This is a genomic window from Ferrovibrio sp. GW821-FHT12B10 (assembly GCF_058807515.1).
Window position 1 is genome coordinate 2,792,252 of sequence record NZ_JBXAQT010000001.1, and the last position, 16,789, is coordinate 2,809,040.

General features: G+C 65.1%; 17 protein-coding genes. 5 read left to right on the forward strand and 12 right to left on the reverse strand.

The window, feature by feature from the left end; genetic code table 11:
• The first annotated feature begins 62 nt into the window (after positions 1-62).
• Positions 63-707 carry a glutathione S-transferase family protein gene (locus AC1RRT_RS14095; RefSeq protein ID WP_493014439.1) on the forward strand — a complete coding sequence of 215 codons (645 nt, stop codon included), beginning with the start codon at positions 63-65 and terminating at the stop codon, positions 705-707.
• Positions 707-1,051 (forward strand): DMT family transporter, encoded by a 345-nt coding sequence (locus tag AC1RRT_RS14100; protein ID WP_493014440.1) that lies wholly within the window; start codon positions 707-709, stop codon positions 1,049-1,051. Before AC1RRT_RS14095 ends, AC1RRT_RS14100 begins: the two co-directional genes overlap by 1 nt.
• Here the strand turns inward: AC1RRT_RS14100 and AC1RRT_RS14105 are convergent.
• The 7 genes from AC1RRT_RS14105 to AC1RRT_RS14135 all read right to left on the reverse strand — a co-directional run bounded on the left by AC1RRT_RS14105 (position 1,048) and on the right by AC1RRT_RS14135 (position 8,597).
• Positions 1,048-1,830, reverse strand: coding sequence for a 3'(2'),5'-bisphosphate nucleotidase CysQ (locus AC1RRT_RS14105; protein WP_493014441.1), 783 nt, complete (start codon positions 1,828-1,830; stop codon positions 1,048-1,050). The two genes, AC1RRT_RS14100 and AC1RRT_RS14105, sit on opposite strands and share 4 nt — an antisense overlap.
• A complete protein-coding gene (locus tag AC1RRT_RS14110) occupies positions 1,827-3,182 on the reverse strand; it encodes a TldD/PmbA family protein (RefSeq protein WP_493014442.1) in 1,356 nt (451 codons plus the stop codon). The genes AC1RRT_RS14105 and AC1RRT_RS14110 overlap by 4 nt, the downstream gene beginning before the upstream one ends.
• A gap of 42 nt (positions 3,183-3,224) precedes the next feature.
• Complete coding sequence (locus AC1RRT_RS14115) at positions 3,225-3,524, reverse strand: hypothetical protein (RefSeq protein ID WP_493014444.1); 300 nt, start codon at positions 3,522-3,524, stop codon at positions 3,225-3,227.
• Between the two features lie 49 nt (positions 3,525-3,573).
• The gene (locus AC1RRT_RS14120) at positions 3,574-5,031 is read right to left on the reverse strand and encodes an adenylate/guanylate cyclase domain-containing protein (RefSeq protein WP_493014445.1); all 1,458 of its coding nucleotides are present in this window, start codon (positions 5,029-5,031) and stop codon (positions 3,574-3,576) included.
• 111 nt (positions 5,032-5,142) lie between these two features.
• On the reverse strand, positions 5,143-6,144 hold the full coding sequence (locus tag AC1RRT_RS14125; protein ID WP_493014446.1) for a TRAP transporter substrate-binding protein: 1,002 nt from the start codon (positions 6,142-6,144) through the stop codon (positions 5,143-5,145).
• A 25-nt stretch (positions 6,145-6,169) separates the two neighbouring features.
• Positions 6,170-7,684 carry a UbiD family decarboxylase gene (locus tag AC1RRT_RS14130; RefSeq protein ID WP_493014447.1) on the reverse strand — a complete coding sequence of 505 codons (1,515 nt, stop codon included), beginning with the start codon at positions 7,682-7,684 and terminating at the stop codon, positions 6,170-6,172.
• A 4-nt stretch (positions 7,685-7,688) separates the two neighbouring features.
• Entirely contained in the window at positions 7,689-8,597 is a 909-nt protein-coding gene (locus AC1RRT_RS14135) for a DMT family transporter (protein WP_493014448.1), read from the reverse strand.
• Between the two features lie 76 nt (positions 8,598-8,673).
• On the opposite strand from AC1RRT_RS14135, the gene AC1RRT_RS14140 reads away from it, so the two are divergent.
• Positions 8,674-9,414, forward strand: a complete 741-nt coding sequence (locus AC1RRT_RS14140) for a hypothetical protein (protein WP_493014449.1) — start codon at positions 8,674-8,676, stop codon at positions 9,412-9,414.
• 3 nt (positions 9,415-9,417) lie between these two features.
• Here the strand turns inward: AC1RRT_RS14140 and AC1RRT_RS14145 are convergent, their stop codons facing one another.
• Both AC1RRT_RS14145 and ubiA read right to left on the reverse strand, forming a co-directional pair.
• Entirely contained in the window at positions 9,418-10,170 is a 753-nt protein-coding gene (locus AC1RRT_RS14145; protein ID WP_493014450.1) for a hypothetical protein, read from the reverse strand.
• 55 nt (positions 10,171-10,225) lie between these two features.
• Positions 10,226-11,230: a 4-hydroxybenzoate octaprenyltransferase gene (gene ubiA, locus AC1RRT_RS14150; protein WP_493014451.1), complete on the reverse strand. Its 1,005-nt coding sequence runs from the start codon at positions 11,228-11,230 to the stop codon at positions 10,226-10,228.
• Between ubiA and AC1RRT_RS14155 the strand changes: the two genes are divergently transcribed.
• Both AC1RRT_RS14155 and AC1RRT_RS14160 read left to right on the forward strand, forming a co-directional pair.
• Positions 11,220-11,951 (forward strand): 16S rRNA (uracil(1498)-N(3))-methyltransferase, encoded by a 732-nt coding sequence (locus AC1RRT_RS14155; protein ID WP_493014452.1) that lies wholly within the window; start codon positions 11,220-11,222, stop codon positions 11,949-11,951. The genes ubiA and AC1RRT_RS14155 overlap by 11 nt on opposite strands.
• A gap of 194 nt (positions 11,952-12,145) precedes the next feature.
• The gene (locus AC1RRT_RS14160; RefSeq protein WP_493014453.1) at positions 12,146-13,510 is read left to right on the forward strand and encodes a glutamate--cysteine ligase; all 1,365 of its coding nucleotides are present in this window, start codon (positions 12,146-12,148) and stop codon (positions 13,508-13,510) included.
• Here AC1RRT_RS14160 and AC1RRT_RS14165 read toward each other — a convergent pair.
• From AC1RRT_RS14165 to tldD, 3 genes are read right to left on the reverse strand one after another with little or no spacing between them, the layout of a single operon-like run.
• Complete coding sequence (locus tag AC1RRT_RS14165) at positions 13,491-14,438, reverse strand: hypothetical protein (RefSeq protein ID WP_493014454.1); 948 nt, start codon at positions 14,436-14,438, stop codon at positions 13,491-13,493. The two genes, AC1RRT_RS14160 and AC1RRT_RS14165, sit on opposite strands and share 20 nt — an antisense overlap.
• An 11-nt stretch (positions 14,439-14,449) precedes the next feature.
• Positions 14,450-15,283 (reverse strand): serine O-acetyltransferase, encoded by an 834-nt coding sequence (gene cysE / locus AC1RRT_RS14170; protein ID WP_493014455.1) that lies wholly within the window; start codon positions 15,281-15,283, stop codon positions 14,450-14,452.
• Between the two features lie 32 nt (positions 15,284-15,315).
• Positions 15,316-16,752: a metalloprotease TldD gene (gene tldD / locus AC1RRT_RS14175; protein WP_493014456.1), complete on the reverse strand. Its 1,437-nt coding sequence runs from the start codon at positions 16,750-16,752 to the stop codon at positions 15,316-15,318.
• Positions 16,753-16,789 lie beyond the last annotated feature (37 nt).

Consider the following 16,789-nt stretch of genomic DNA (forward strand, 5'->3'; position numbering starts at 1 on the left):
GCGGGTTTGCACAACCTATCTGCTGGCGGGACAGCCATCGCAAGCAGACAGGATGCCGCCCCATGACTTCGCCCATGACCCCGATCCAGCTTTACACCTATCAGACGCCGAACGGCCACAAGGCCTCGATCATGCTGGAGGAGACCGGCCTGCCGTATACCGTGCACCTGGTCGATATCGAGGTCGGCGACCAGCGCAAGCCCGACTTCCTCAAGCTGAATCCCAACAACAAGATTCCGGTGATCGTCGATCCGGACCGCAGCCGCACAATCGTCGAGTCCGGCGCCATTCTGGTCTATCTGGCCAATCGGGCCGGCAAGTTCGTCGCCGCCGATGAAGAGATGCGCCTGACCACCCTGCAATGGGTGCTGTTCCAGGCCGCCCATGTCGGGCCGACCCTGGGCCAGCTGTGGAATTACCGCATCTTCGTGAAACCGGAAGTGCCGCCGGCCATCGAACGCTTCGAGCGCGAGAGCAAGCGTGTGCTGGGCGTGCTGGACGGCGAACTGCGCCAGCGTGCCTATCTGGCCGGGGATTACGGCATTGCCGACATCATGACCTGGCCATGGATCCATGCGGCGCAGGAAAAGATCGGCGTGTCGATTGCCGATTATCCCGGCCTGCAGCGCTGGTATGACGCCATCGCCGCGCGTCCGGCCGTGCAGCGTGGCCTGGCCGTGCCCATGCCAAAGGAAAAGGCCGCCTGATGTCGATCGGCCCGATATCGGTTGGTCTGGCCTGGCTGCTGCTTCTGCTCTCGGGCCTGACCGATGTGGTCTGGGCCATCGCGACCAAATATTCCGAAGGCTATACCCGACCCTGGTGGACGGCGCTGTCGGTGGTGACGCTGCTGCTGTTCGTCGGGTTGCTGACGCAGGCGCTGAAAGTGTTGCCGCTGGGCACCGCCTATGCGGTCTGGACCGGCATCGGCGCCGTCGGCTCCGTGCTGGCGGGTCTGGTGCTGTTCGGCGAGGCGATGACGGTGGCGAAGGCCGCGGCGATCGTTGCCATCGTCGGTGGCGTGATTGCGCTGAAGACGCTGCCGGCTTAAGGCTTGCGGGTCTTCAGCAGGTCGATGAGGTCGTCGAAGACGAAGGCGCCGGTGGCGATCACCGAAGGATGCCGGTGCTTCTCGGTGCTGTAGCGCAGCGGCGCGCCGTCGGCCGTGGTGACGCGACCGCCGGCCTCGCGCACCAGCAGATCGGCGGCGGCGACGTCCCAGTCGCTTTTCTCGGTCAGGCTGATGGCGGCATCGAACTTGCCGGCCGCGACCAGCGCCATGCGATAGGCGATGGAATTGCGGTAGCCGAAATCGGCCTTGGCGGCGCGGCTAAGCCAGCCATGTTTTTCAAAGGTGCGGCGCGAGGCGAGGAAGCGCGCTTCCATCAGGCTGGCATGGCCCGAGGCATGGATGCTCTTGCCGTTCAACTTGGCGCCGCCGCCATGGGTGGCCTCGAAGAATTCCTCGCTGGCCGGATTGTAAATGGCGGCGAGCACCGGCAGATCATCCTGCATCAACGCGACGCAGACGGTGAATTCGGGCTTGCCCTCGATGAAGGCGCGTGTGCCGTCGATCGGATCGACCACCCAGACGCTGCCGCCCTTTGACGAACGCCGCTCGCTTTCCTCGCTGAGCCAGCCGTAATCCGGGCGGACCGCGGCCAGGCGCTCATGCAGCAGCTTGTCGATGGCGATATCGGCTTCCGAGACCGGATCGTTCGGTTTCTTGTGCCAGGATTTCACACCGGTGTTGAAATAGCCCAGCGCCAGCGCGCCAGCCTCGCGCACGGCGGCGAGCAGCAGGTCGCGATCCTGGGTCAGGGCGCTCATCGGCCCGCGACCGTCATGCCTTCGACACGCAGGGTGGGGGCATCGACGCCATGGCGGAAGCGCAGGTCATTGGCTGCCGTCATGTTCATGAACATCTGCTTCAGGTTGCCGCCGATGGTGATTTCCGACACCGGTTCGGCGATCTGGCCGTCGCGGATCAGGAAGCCGGCGGCGCCCCGGCTGTAATCACCGGTCACGCCATTGACGCCCTGGCCCATCAGGTCGGTCACATAGAGGCCTTCCTTGATATCGGCGATCAGCTCGGCCGGGCTGAGCGTGCCGGCCTTCATGTAGACATTGGTGGCGGAAGGCGACGGCGGCGACGAGGTGCCGCGCGAGGCATGGCCGGTGCTTTGCAGGTTGAGCTGGCGTGCGGTGGCGCAGTCGAGCAGCCAGGTGAGGAGCTTGCCATCCTCGACCAGTGCACGCGGCGTGCTGGCGACGCCTTCGCCATCGAACCAGCGCGAGCGCAGGCCGCGCTTGCGCAGCGGATCATCCATGATGGTGATGCCGGGCGCGAAGATGATCTCGCCCATCCGGTCCTTCAGGAAAGAGGTGCCACGCGCCACGGCCGCGCCGTTGATGGCGCCGGTGAGGTGACCGACCATGCTGATGCTCCAGCGTGGGTCGTAGACCACCGGCATCGGCTTGCTGTCGAGCTTGCGCGGATTGAGGCGCTTTACGACGCGTTCGCCGGCCTTGCGGCCGATCTCTTCCGGCGAAGGCAGATCAGAGAGGTAGAGGCGGGATTCAGACTCATAGTCCGTTTCCATGCCGGTATCCTTGCCGCCGATGCAGGAGACCGAGAGGCTGTGCCAGCCGACCCAGTTGGCGCCGCTGAAGCCTTCGCTGTTGGCATAGGCCGACATGCTGAAGCCACGGCCGGCGCTGCCGCCGTCGGAATTGGTGACGCCGGAGACGGCCAGCGCCGCCGCTTCAGCCTCGCGGGCGCGTTCGAGAAGCTGCGGCATTTCCAGTTCGACGCCGTCGAAGAGATCGAGGTCCTGCTGCTGCGTGGCGAGCTGGCTTGCATCGGGCAGGCCGCAGAATTTGTCTTCGGGCGCCGCGCGAGCCATGCTGACCGCGCGAGTCACTAGTTCATCCAGCGTGGCCTTGGCGAAATCGGTGGTGGAGACGCAGGCCTGCCGCTTGCCGACCAGCACGCGCAAGCCGAGGTCGCGACCTTCGGAGCTTTCGACATCCTCGGGCTTGCCATGGCGCACGCCGGCGCCCAGCGATCGGGATTCGTAATACAGCGCATCGGCCGCATCGGCGCCGGCCGTGCGGGCAGCCTTGATCAGGTCGGCGACGAGAGACTGTGCCTTGGCGGCACGCTGGGCTGTATCGGACATTCTGGGCTCTACTCGGGTCAGCGTCATGGTGGGGAAGACGGATCAATCGGTCTTATCGTCCATCCTGTAGGACATATAAGCAACGAAGGCGACAAAACAACCGATGGCCCAGGCGAAGGGCTTGAGCGGATCGTGCCAGTCCATCCAGTCGCCGCCGGTCAGCCGGGCCGCGATCTGGGCGGCAAGGTCAAGCAGAATGGCGCCGATGGCGGCGCCCAGCCCGGCGGAAAAGGCAAGATTCCATCCGCTGCGCATCAGGCTGGCGGGATGCCACCAGGGCAACAGGTCGCGATCGGCCGGCTTGGCCTTGCGGAACAGGGAATGGGGCGGTCGGAACGGCATCCCGGCAGGCTGCCGCATTTCGGGTCCCGGCGCTAGCCGGCAGGACCAGTCAGTGAATGGTCGGCGTCGCTTCCGGGGCGTCGGGTTCGGGCGCCAGTGCCGGGCGGGCCAGAATCCACAGCACCATGCGGTCACGCAGACCGCGGATTGGCTGTGGCTTCAGCGCCACCAGATCACGCACTGCGCCGAGATCGCCACGGGTCTCGTCGGCCAGCTTGTCGATGAAGGCCTGGCTCAGGCAGAGCTGGGCATTCAGCGTGCGCGTCATCTGCTCCAACCGGTGCGCCACATTCACGGTCTCGCCGATCAGGGCATATTCCACCCGGGTCTCGTCGCCGATATTGCCGAGCGTCAGCGGGCCGTAATGAATGCCGACGGCCAGATGCAGCGGCGTCTGGTGCAGCAGTTTGCGCTGGCGGTTCAGATGGTCCATCTCGCGCAGCATGGCGCGGGCGGCCAGCAGTGCGGCCGAGGCATCGCGCGGGCCGGCACGCGGCGTGCCGAAGGAGGCCATGATGCCGTCGCCCAGATATTTGTCGAGCGTGCCGGCATTGTCGTTGACCGCGCGGGTCAGGCGCTGGTGCACCTCACGCAGGATGGCAATGGTCTGCTCGGGCGTATGGTCGTCGGCGATCTGCGTGAAGCCGACGAGGTCGGCGAAGAGTACGGCGGCGTCCAGCTTTTTCACCTGGCCCATGGCGTCGTCCATCTTCGACAGCTCCTCGGCCATATGCGGCGAGAAGTGACGCGACAGGTTGCGCCGGGCGCGTTCGCTTTCCACCTGGCGGGCGATCAGATAGCGGGCGCGCTGCACAGAGACCGCCAGCAGGATGCCGATCATGGCGATCAGGATCATGCGTGGCAGGAATTCACCCAGCCGTACATTCCAGGGGTCGAGGATATAGGCGATGCGCTCCTGCACCGGCATATGCAGGATGTTGTCAAAGCGGCTGCCGAAGGTGACGCCCTCCTGCATGACGACATAGAGTGTGCCGATGCTCCAGGTGATCACGGCGGCCAGCGTGGTGGCGAGCACAGCCTTCGGCGACTGGCCCAGTGCCGAGAGCACGACGAACAGCGCGACGTATAGAATGGTGTCGAAGCCGAGCCGCATCGGTGCGGGCAGCGGATTAATGTCGAAGGGATTGGGCAGCGCGATGGCGGCGGTGAGCAGCGCCATGTCGATGAAGGGGAACAGCCAGAGCATCCATGGCTGGTCGATGCCGGGCTTGCGCATCAGCATCTGCAGGTAGGACGAGAAGGCGAAAGCGCCGAGATAGCCATAGTAATTATAGGCGAGCGGCAGGCCCATCTCGATGCTGAGGATACAGGCGACGATGAAACAGACGGCGAAGCGCAGGCCCATGGTCATGCGCAGAGCGTCGTATTCCTCGGTCTGGAAGGCGGTTTCCAGGCGCGCGACTTCGGCGGGGTCGGGCTGGGCCTTGTGCCAGCCGCCGCATACCCGCTCGTGCATCAGGTCATGCAGGCGCTTCAGCAGCCGCATGGACGTCCCCTTAAATCCCTGTTCTATCAGTGGATAGCAGCAGCGAACGGGACTGCCGTCAATCGGCCACCCTGTGATTTAGGTCATAAGGCAGCCGATTTGATCGGATGATCAGGGTGACGGGGGCAGCAGCGCGGCAGCCTCGGGGCCGGCTTCAGCCTTCCAGGCTGCAATCGCCGTACCCGCGCTTTTCGCCAGCAGGGCGCGCAGATCGGCCGACAGCTGGCCGCTGCCGGTGATGATGACGCCATTGCTTTTCATGCGCGCATAGTTTTCGGCCAGCCTGGTCTCCAGCAGACGCCACTGGCTCACCTCGGTGGCGGCGGCCGCGCGGTCGACCGCAGCGCGCAGGTCGGCGGACAGGCTGTCATAGGCCGCCTGGTTCAGGGTGGCGAGGCTGAGCGGCACGGCATAATTGATTTCGGTGAAATGCGGCAGGAAGTCCCACAGTTTGCGGCCGGCGCCGCCATCGCCCGATGACAGCACGCCGACCACCGAGCCATCGGTCAGCTTGGGCATCGTATCGGCGAAGGACAGGTTGACGGCAGCCGCGCCAGCGTCGGTCAGCACGCGGGTGCTGGTGGCGTCGTAAGTGCGGATCGACAGGCCTTTCAGATCGGCCGGGGCAATAACCGGCTTCTTGGCCCAGATGCCGCTCGGCGGCCAGGGCGTCGCATAGAGCAGGCGTTGCTTCTCGGCCGCCAGGCGTTTCACGTAAGCAGGTCTTGCGCGGTCGTAGAGCTTGCGGGCGTCGTCATTGGTGGCCGCGAGAAACGGCAGTGACGATAGCAGGAACAGCGGATCGACCTTGCCCATGGCGCCGGCAAAGGCGTCCCCGGCGGTCAGCTTGCCATCGCGCACGGCGGCCACCATGTCGGCGGATTTCACACCGGCCGAGGCATCGAAGCTCGGCGTCACCACGAGGCGGCCGCCGCTTTCCCTGGCAATGGTCTCTGCAAAGCTGCGCAGGCCTTCGCCGGGGATGGCGCTGGCCGGATATTCGGTCGCCATCGTCCACTGGACCGGCTGCGCGCGTAGCGGCGCGGCGAGCAGGAGCGAGGCGGCGAGGCCTCCCAGGATGATGCGACGGTTCATGCGCAGCGTGGTTTCCATGGAGAGGCCTCTTTTTCTGGGGGGGTTATTTCCAGACCGGTTTGCCCGATCCGGGCAGGCCGAGTTTGGCCCATTTCTCAGTCACGGTGCGGACGACATCCTCGTCCATGCGGATTTTCTCGCCCCACTCCCGTTTCGTCTCCGGCGGCCATTTGTTGGTGGCATCCAGGCCGATCTTGCTGCCCAGGCCGGATTCAGGCGAGGCGAAATCCAGATAGTCGATGGGGGTGTGTTCGACGAAGGTGATGTCGCGCGCCGGGTCCATGCGGGTCGACATGGCCCAGATCACGTCCTTCCAGTCGCGGGTGTTGATGTCGTCGTCCACCACGATGATCCACTTGGTGTACATGAACTGGCGCAGGTAGGACCACACGCCCATCATCACGCGCTTGGCGTGGCCGGGATAGGCCTTCTTGATGCTGACCACGGCGACGCGATAGGAGCAGCCCTCGGGCGGCAGCCAGAAGTCGACGATCTCAGGGAACTGCTGGCGGATCAGCGGCACGAAGACATCGTTCAGCGCCTCGCCCAGCACGCTGGGCTCATCAGGCGGGCGGCCGGTGAAGGTGCTCAGGTAAATCGGCTGCCGGCGGCGCGTAATGGCGGTGACTGTAAATACAGGAAACTGCTCGACCGAATTGTAATAGCCGGTGTGATCACCATAGGGGCCTTCGTCGCGGTAATCCTCCAGCGACACATGGCCTTCCAGCACGATCTCGGCCTCAGCCGGCACTTTCAGCGGAATGGTCTTGCAGTCGACCAGCTCGACCTTCTTGCCACGCAGGAGTCCGGCGAACTGGTATTCCGACAGGGTTTCTGGCACCGGCGTGACGGCCGCCAGGATCGTGCCCGGATCGGCGCCGATGACGACGGCCGCCGGGAAGGGCTCGCGCTTGCCGGCCTGCTTCCAGCGCTGGTGCTGCTGCGCGCCGCCGCGATGCTTGAGCCAGCGCATCAATGTTTGATTCTTGTTCAGCACCTGCATGCGGTAGATGCCGAGATTGAAGCGGTCGGTCTTGTCGGTCCTGCTCGGGCCCTGCGTCACCACCAGCGGCCAGGTGATCAGCGGCGCAGGTTCGCCCGGCCAGCAGGTCTGGATCGGCAAGGCATTGAGGTCGATGTCATCGCCCTGCAGCACGACTTCGTGCACCGGCGCACTGCTCACCGTTTTCGGCTGCATCGCCATCACGGTCTTGACCAGCGGCAGCAGGTTGAGCGCCTCCCTGAAGCCGCCGGGCGGTTCGGGCTGACGCAGGAAGGCCAGGGTCTCGCCGACATCCTTGAGTTCGGCCGGCTCACGGTCCATGCCCCAGGCGACGCGCTCGACCGTGCCGAACAGGTTCACGAGAACGGGAATGTCGCTGGGCGTGCCGTCGGCGCGCACCGGTTTCTCGAACAGCACCGCCGGGCCGCCCTCGGCCAGCAGGCGGGTCTGAATCTCGGTCATCTCCAGCACGGTGGAGACCGGTTCGCTCACGCGCACCAGACGGCCGCGCTGCTCCAGCTGCGTCATGAAATCGCGAAGCGAGGCATAGGGCATGAGGTCAGGTCCGGTCCGGTTTATGCGTGGCGAGGTAAAGGCCCGGCAGAACCAGTGCCGCGCCGAGCCAATGGTAGAACGCAAAGTCCTCGCCGAGAAGCAGCCAGGCCATGGCGGCGGTATAGATCGGCGACAGATACAGCATCAGGGCCGTGCGGCTGGCCCCCAGATGCTTGGTCATGTAGCTGAAGGTGGCATAGGCGCCCACGCCAGGCACCACGATCAGGGTCGCGACGGCGGCCACTGTCGGCAGGTCGAAGCGGGGCGGGCCGATCACGGCCAGTTCCCAGGCCTGCACCGGCAGCATGACGATGACGCCGGCCAGAGCAATGGCCGCGAGCCGCGCCGTGACGCTTAAGGAACTCGGCCAGTGCTTCAGCAGCACGCTGTACAAGGCCCAGGATACGGACGCGCCGAAGATGATCAGGTCGCCGGCCGAGAAGCTTAAGTGCAGCAGCGCTGATGCGTCGCCGCGCAGGATGATCACCAGCACGCCGAGCAGCGCGAAGGCGGTGCCGGCCCCCTGGCGCAGGCTGAAGCCCTCGCCGAACAGCGCGCGGCTCAACAGGATGATCTGCACCGGGGAGGTGGCATAGATCAGACCGATATTGGTGGCGGTGGTGGTGGCGGCGCCGTAATAGACGGCCGCGCCGCAGATGCCCATGCCGAGAAAGCCGAGCACGCAGAGCTGCCGCCAGTCACGCAACAGCTGCGCGCGGGCATGCCAGAGTTCGCGGCCGCAGAAGGGCAGCAGCAGGAGCACCACGCCGATCCAGCGCATCTCGGCCAGAGCCACCGGCGGGATCAGGCCGGCGGTGGCGCGCGCCAGCACCATGTTGGTGGTGAACATGGCAGGCGTGACGAACAGCAGGATCTGGGCGATGCGCAGGTCGCGCGGCGAGGAGGCTTCCATCGCGGGAGAGATTAGGCGGCAGGGGGCACACTGACCAGTGCTTGACCAGGCCGCAGTGGCGGCTTAAGCCCATGGCATGCGCCGCTTTCCCGCTGAATTCGCCGATCTGCTGAGCCCCAAGGGCCGCGCCCTGCTGGCCGGACGCCATGCGCAGGCGGGTGCCCTGGCCAATCCGCGCACGCGTTTCCTGGCCCTGGATGGTCTGATCGATCAGCGCCAGGCCAAGGCGGTGTCGGGCCTGCTCGACAAGGCGCTGCTGTTGGAGCTGCGCGAGATGGCGCAGCCGATCCCGCCTGAGACGATCTGGGAGCAGACGCAGAACTATGCGGAAGTGCTGCCCAAGACGATGCGCCAGCGTACGACTCATCTGGACAATGCGCGTTCACGCGCCTTCAAGGTGGCGCAGGGGATCGGCCTGATCGGCTGCCTGCGCTCGGAGAGCTACCGCGCCTTTGCGGCTGCTTTGGCCGGGAGGCCCTTGAAGAAGAAATACGGGTTGCAGGCGATTGCCTATGCGGCCGGCGATTATGCCGGGCCGCATACCGACCATCATCCGGAAGAACCCGATGCCGCGCGCGGCTATCTGGATGTGCATATCAGCTTCGCGACGCCTGCGGTGCGCGACCAGTATCTGGTCTACGCGAAGACCGGGCATTTCACCGAGATGGTGGAGGTGACGCAGAAGCCCGGACGGGTGACGGCGTATCGCCTGCCGTTCTGGCACTACACCACGCCGCTGCGGGCGAAGCCGAAGAAAGAGGATGATGCCCGGCGCTGGGTGCTGCTGGGCACATTCCTGTTCTCGGATACCAAATAGGGATTACGGCGCCAGGTAGCCGCCCTTGGGCGCCTTATCCAGCGTGCCGCCGGCTTCCTTCACGGCCTTGATATAGGCGGCTTCGGACTTGTAGGGGCCGAATTTCTTGAAGTCGTCGGGCGTGCAGGGCGTCAGCTCGCCCTTGTTGCGCGGCTTGATCTTGAAATAGCCGCCGTCGCGATGGATCACTGGAATGATCTTGTTCTTGCGGCTGAACACCCGGCGCATGGTGGCCGAATGGTCGCGCATGGTCTCGTATTCTTCCGGGTCGAGCTTGAAGATGCGCTCAAAGGCCGCAACCATTTCGACCACGAACTTGCGCTCGACCACCTGCATGTTGGAAATGATCCAGCAGCGGTCCTCGAAGTCCCAGTAATAGGTGAGGCCGATGAACTTCCCGGTCTTGTCCAGGTAGGGATAGAAGGGGAAGGAACGGCAGGCGATGGTGCGGTTATCACGCTCGCAGAAAGCGGCGCCCTTGCACTCGACCGCGCAGGCGTTGTCGGTCAGCTCGTTGACGATCTTGCGCGAGGCGGCGTCATTGGGCTTGTAGCCGAACCACAGGTCGGTGCGGCTTTTCAGCAGCTTGAACTCGGCCTTGTCGACAACCGGAATGGCGTTTTCGGTGCTGCAGCAGACCGGCTGGCCATTGTTGAGCGGCGCACATTTGCGGCCGCAATCCACGAAGGCCAGATTGGCGTTGTATTGGCTGTACAGGCTCGCGAAGTCCTGCGGTGTGATTCGGCGCTTGGTCATGGCGCGCACCATACGCAAGAGACCCTGCTTCGCCAAGGATTATGCTGAGGCAGGCCTAGCCCAATAAGAAGGCAACGAAGACGATGAGACCGACATCGCGATTTGCCCGGAATTTCACAAGACAATCGGCGCTGTCATCGGGCTTTAATGTGAGTACCTGCCAGGCGAAGTGCAGCGCAGCCAGCCCCAGGCAGACCCAGAAGGGCCAGCCAAGTCCCGCCATCCAGCCGACCAGGGCGAGTCCCGCCAGCGTCAGGTCGTAGAAGCCGGCGATCCACAGGCGCGCATGGCGGCCGAACAGCCGCGCGGTGGACTTCACGCCGATCAGGGCGTCATCTTCCTTGTCCTGCAGGGCGTAGACAGTGTCGTAGCCCAGCGTCCAGACGATGCCGGCGGCATAGAGCACCAGCGTAACCCAGTCGAGCCGACCGGCGACGGCGGCGTAGCCCAGCACCGCACCCCAGTTGAAAGCCAGCCCCAGGAAGAACTGCGGCCACCAGGTGACACGCTTCATGAAGGGATAGATGGCGACCAGTCCCAGCGAGGCCGCGCCCAGCCCGATGGCCAGGCCGTTCATCTCCATCAGGATGATGAAGCCGATCAGCGCCTGCAGTGCCAGCCAGAGCCAGGCCTGGGTGACAGTGACCTGGCCCGAGGGGATGGGGCGCAGACGGGTGCGCTCGACCTTGCCGTCGAAATCGCGGTCGACGATGTCATTGAAGGTGCAGCCGGCCCCGCGCATGACCAGCGCGCCGATGCCGAACAGGATGATCAGCCCGATATCGAGGTCCTGACCTTCAGGTCGGGCCAGCGCAATGGCCCACCAGCCCGGCAACAGCAGCAGCCAGGTGCCGATCGGGCGGTCGAGCCGCGACAGCCGGGCATAGGGTCGCAGGCCGGCCGGCAGCCAGCGCTCGACCCAATGGCCCTGAACAGCATCTGCCGGGATCTGATCCTGGGCCTGATCGGTGACTTCGCGCCTATGGTCATTCTTGGCGGGCTTTGTCATAACGCTGCTGTAGTCCAGCCGCTGGCCCCAGACAAGCCCAATGACCGACACGATCAAGGCCCGCCTGTATGTCCCCGACGATCTGAGCATCGGCGGCGGCATCCTGCTGGCCGAGGAGCAGGCGCATTACCTGCGTCATGTGCTGCGGCTCGAGACCGGCGCGGCGGTCGCCTTGTTCAACGGCCGCGACGGCGAGTTCCGCGCCGTTATCGCCGAAGCCGGCAAGAAAGCCTGCCGCCTGACCGTCGAGGCGCGGCTGCGGAGCTTTGAGGCCGCGCCTGATGTCTGGCTCTGCTTCGCGCCAATCAAGCAGGGTCGTATCGAGATCATCATTGAGAAGGCGACCGAACTGAATGTCGGCCGCCTGCTGCCGGTGATCACCCGGCGCGTGCAGATGCAGAAGGTGAATGCCCAGCGCCTGGCTGCCCATGCCCGCGAGGCGGCCGAACAATGCGAGCGGCAGGATGTGCCGGCGGTGGCCGAGGCAGTCACGCTGGAGAAACTGCTGCAGGACTGGCCGGCCGATCGCCGTCTGCTGGTCTGCGCCGAACGTGCTGATGCGCAGCCCTTGCTGGAAGCGGCGCAGTCCTTGCCCGCCGCAGCGCCCTGCGCCCTGCTGATCGGCCCCGAGGGCGGCTTCGCGCCGGAGGAACTGCAGCGTCTGGCGGCCGTCCCGCAGGCGCTGGCGGTGTCGCTGGGGCCAACCATTTTGCGGGCGGAAACAGCAGCGATTGCCGCTCTGGCCATTTTACAATCGGCACGGCGAAATTAATCCGGATATAGCCTCGGCGTTTAGGCGGTGGTTATATGGCTGCTGCCTCGCCGGTCTGTCATGGAACGGCGGTATTCCGGTACTGGACAAGACCTGACATCTGCCCCATATGCCGGGTGCAGCCCAAGGAAACTTCCGGGTCGCCCCTGAAGTCCGCCAGCGTAACGATAATAAAAATCACCGAGGTTTCCTGCATGTCCGGACCGGCCCAGGCCCCTGAGACGCCGATCTCATCCAAGACCCAGCTTGTCGAATACCTCGCTCAAGGATCGAAGCCGGCCGCCGACTGGCGTATCGGTACCGAACACGAGAAATTCGCCTATACCACTGCCGATTACCGGCCGCTGCCCTATGAGGGCAAGGTCGGGATCAAGCGCCTGCTGGAAGAGATGCAGCGGTTCGGCTGGGAGAAGGTCGAAGAGAACGGCAAGGTCATTGCGCTGATCATGAACGGCCAGTCGGTGACGCTGGAGCCGGGCGGCCAGTTCGAGCTTTCGGGCGCACCGTTGGAAACCATCCACCAGACCTGCATCGAGGTCTCGACGCATCTGAAGCAGGTGCGCGAGATCGGCACCGAACTCGGCTTCGACATGATGGGCCTGGGTTTCAATCCGAAGTGGCGGCGTGACGACATTCCAGTGATGCCCAAGGGCCGTTACGACATCATGCGCGCCTACATGCCCAAGAAGGGCAATCTCGGCCTCGACATGATGCTGCGCACCTGTACGGTGCAGGTGAATCTGGATTACGCCTCTGAAGCCGACATGGTGAAGAAATTCCGCGTCGGCCTGGCGCTGCAGCCGCTGGCCACCGCGATGTTCGCCAACTCGCCCTTCACCGAAGGCAAGCCGAACGGCTTCCTCAGCTATCGCAGCCAGATCTGGACCGACACCGATCCCGACCGCACCGGCATGCTGGGCTTCGTCTTCGACGACTCCATGAGCTTCGAGCGCTATGTCGACCATGCGCTGGATGTGCCGATGTATTTCGTCTATCGCGACGGCGCCTATATCGATGCCTCAGGCCAGAGTTTCCGCGCCTTCATGGATGGCAAGCTGCCGGCGCTGCCGGGCGAGACGCCGACGCTGCGGCACTGGGCCGATCACATCACCACGCTGTTCCCTGAAGTGCGTATGAAGCGCTTCCTGGAGATGCGCGGCGCCGATGGCGGCCCGTGGTCGCGGCTCTGCGCGCTGCCGGCGCTATGGGTCGGCCTGCTGTACGACCAGAGCGCGCTCGATGCCGCCTGGGACCTGTGCCGCGACTGGACGCTGGCCGAACGCGAGCAGCTCCGTCTGGATGTTCCGAAATACGGCCTGCACACGCCGCTGCGTGGCCGGCCGCTGAAATACTATGCCGAACAGATGGTACAGATCGCCATGGGCGGCCTGCGGGCGCGCAACCGCCTGTCGCCGGCCGGCGAGGATGAGACGCATTTCCTCGAGCCCCTGGTGCGTATCGTGGAAAGCGGCGAGACGCCGGCAGAGGCATTGCTGAAGCTGTATAACGGCCGCTGGAACCGTTCGGTCGATCCAGCCTTCAGCGAACTGGCTTATTGATCCAGGCTTCCAGCAGTTTCGCATCATAGAGCGAGCGCGGCGCGTCGGTGGCAAACACCGCCGGCGGCCGTGCGACGGTCTGGCGCAGCGTCTTCAACCGGTCGCGCGCCTGCGGCCATTGTCCGGCCTGCGCCAGGTCGCTGATCGCCACCAACTGTCGCGACCAGTCTTCCAGCACCGCGCGGCTGCCACGCAGGGACTCATCGGCGAAGCGCTCGTGAATGAAGCCGAGCTGGCTGCGGGTCATCACCGTGATGCGGTCGGCGAGTGCGGCCTCTTCCTCGGACAGCGGCACGCGCAGGGCATCCAGGTAGCGCAGCAAGTCGGCGAATTCCTGGCTCAGCGTCAGCGGCGCTTCGGTGGCCGCTACCGGCTGCAGCTTTTCCTGATAAGCAACCAGCGCATCCAGCAGCAGGCCATCCGGCTCGGCGCCGGCAAACTCGGTGACGATCACCCGGCGAGTGAACTCGCGCAGTGAGCCCATGCGCCTGTCATGGCCGAAGCGTTCCTTGGTCTTCACGCCGCGCAGCGGCGGAATTTCCACGGGATTGAACAGTCCGTCCTCGCCGCGCAGGTTCCAGAAGGCATTGCTGACATCGATAGTGCCCGGCTTGTCGGACAGGCCGGGGATCAGGAAGGCCGTGGTGGCGTGACCGTTGGCATGGCAGGCCTGACACGACAGCCCGGCCTTGCGGGCAGTGCCGCCCAGGATGTCGGGGCTGCGGAAGGCGAGGCGTCCGAATTCGACATAGAAGCTCTGGTGCTCACCGCCCTCGAGCGCTTCCTGCGGGCGCATGCTGAGAGATTGCACTGACAGGCTGCCGGGCGGCAGCCATTCCAGCGCACCGGTCAGCGACTGGGCGGCAACAGGGCGGGGCGCAGCAGACTGGGCCGCGAGCAGCAGCAGGACAAAAGCCAGCCGACGCATGTCAGGGCTACTCAGTCGTCGCGGTGATAGGGCAGGCCGTGGTTCATCTCGCGCGAGGGCTGCTCGCACTCGCAGTCGCCGACGATCTTGGCCGGAACGCCGGCAGCCGTGCAATGCGCCGGCACCGGAATGAGAACCACGCTGCCGGCACCGATCTTGGCGCCTTCGCCGATCTCGACATTGCCGAGAATCTTCGCGCCCGCGCCAATCAGCACGCCGCGACGGATCTTCGGATGACGGTCGCCGGTTTCCTTGCCGGTGCCGCCGAGCGTGACGTTCTGCAACATCGACACATCGTCGTCGATCACGGCGGTCTCACCGATCACCACGCCGGTGCCATGGTCGATCAGGATGCCGCGGCCGAACTTGGTGGCCGGGTTGATGTCGACAGCGAAGGTTTCCGAGGCGCGGCTCTGCAGCAGGAAGGCCATGGTCTCGCGACGCTGGTGCCAGAGCCAGTGCGCCACGCGATGAGCCTGGATTGCCTGGAAGCCCTTGAAGAACAGCAACGGCTTCAGGAAGCTGCGGCAGGCCGGATCGCGCTCGTTCACGGCGACCAGGTCGGCGCGCACGGCGTGTCCGATATCGGGGTCTGATTCAAAGGCCTCTTCAATCACTTCGCGCAGGCCCAGCGCCGGCAGCTCGGTGCTGCCCAGCTTTTGCGCCAGGATGTAGCTCAGCGCATCTTCCAGGCGCTCGTGATGCAGCACGGCAGAATGCGCCATGCTGCCCAGCAGGGGTTCCTGCTGCGCGGCGACGGCGGCTTCCTCGCGGATGCGCTGCCAGACCGGATCATGCTTGAGCAGATCGGCGCTGCTATATGTCTTGCCTACGCTGGCGGGCATGGGACCTTCCCCCTCGAATACCTGTGGATAGTTTACGCGGCTTTGGCCGTTCCGCCCACCGTTAATCCTTCGATCAGCAGGGTCGGCTGACCCACGCCGACCGGCACGCCCTGGCCCGACTTGCCGCAGGTGCCGACACCGGCATCCAGCTCCAGATCGTTGCCCACGGCGGTCACCTTCTTCAGCACCTCGGCGCCGGCGCCGATCAGGGTCGCGCCCTTGATGGGCGCGCCGACCTTGCCGTTCTCGACCATATAGGCCTCGGTGCAGGAGAAGACGAATTTGCCGGAGGTGATGTCCACCTGGCCGCCGCCGAAGTTCACCGCATAGATGCCCTTGTCGACGCCGGCGAGGATTTCGCCCGGGTCGCGGTCGCCGGCCAGCATGTAGGTGTTGGTCATGCGCGGCATCGGGTTATGGGCAAAGGACTGGCGCCGGCCGTTGCCGGTCGACTTCACGTTCATCAGGCGGGCGTTCATGCGGTCATACATGAAGCCCTTCAGGATGCCGTCCTCGATCAGCATGGTGTTCTCTGTCGGCGTGCCCTCGTCGTCGATGCTGAGCGAGCCGCGGCGGCTTTCGATGGTGCCGTCGTCGACGATGGTGACGCCGGGCGCCGCGATGCGCTCGCCCACCATGCCGGAGAAGACCGAGGTTTGCTTGCGGTTGAAGTCGCCTTCCAGACCATGGCCGATGGCTTCATGCAGCAGGATGCCGGGCCAACCGGGCCCGAGCACGACCTTCATCTCGCCGGCCGGGGCCGGGATGGAGTCGAGATTGACCAGCGCCTGGCGCAGCGCGTCGTCCACTTCGGCCTGCCAGTGCTGCGGATCGAAGAAGCGGGCATAGCCGACGCGGCCGCCGGCACCGCGGCTGCCGGTTTCCATGCGGTCGCCCTGGCCGGCGACGACGGCGACATTCAGGCGGACCAGCGGACGCACGTCCTGCATCAGGCTGCCATCGGCGCGCAGGATGCCCACGGCCTGCCAGCTGCCGGCCAGCGAGACCGAGACCTGTTTCACGCGCGGGTCCTTGGAGCGCGCATAGGCGTCGATCGCCTGCAGCAGCGCCACCTTCTGCTCGAAGGGAATTTCGTTCAGCGGATTGTCGTCGCCGTAGAGATGGCGGTTGGTGGCCGGCGGCGGGCCGCTCATCTCGCCGCCATGGCCGGCGCGCACCGCGCGCACGGTGGTGGCGGCGCGCTTGATCGCCTCCTCGCTCAGGTCTGAAGCATGGGCATAGCCGGTCTGTTCGCCCGAGACGGCGCGCAGGCCAAACCCTTGCGTGGTGTCATAGGAGGCCGACTTCAGCCGGCCGTCATCGAAGCTGAAGCTTTCCGACTGGCTGTATTCCAGGAACAGCTCGCCATCATCGGCGCCATGCAGGGCGTCGCCGACGATGCCGTCCAGCCGCGTGCGGTCCAGCTCGGCGCGGGTGAAAAACAGTTCCTGGGCAGTGGTGGCGGCCATGGGGACCTCGTCAGGGGAAAGCAGTCGGGAATTATAT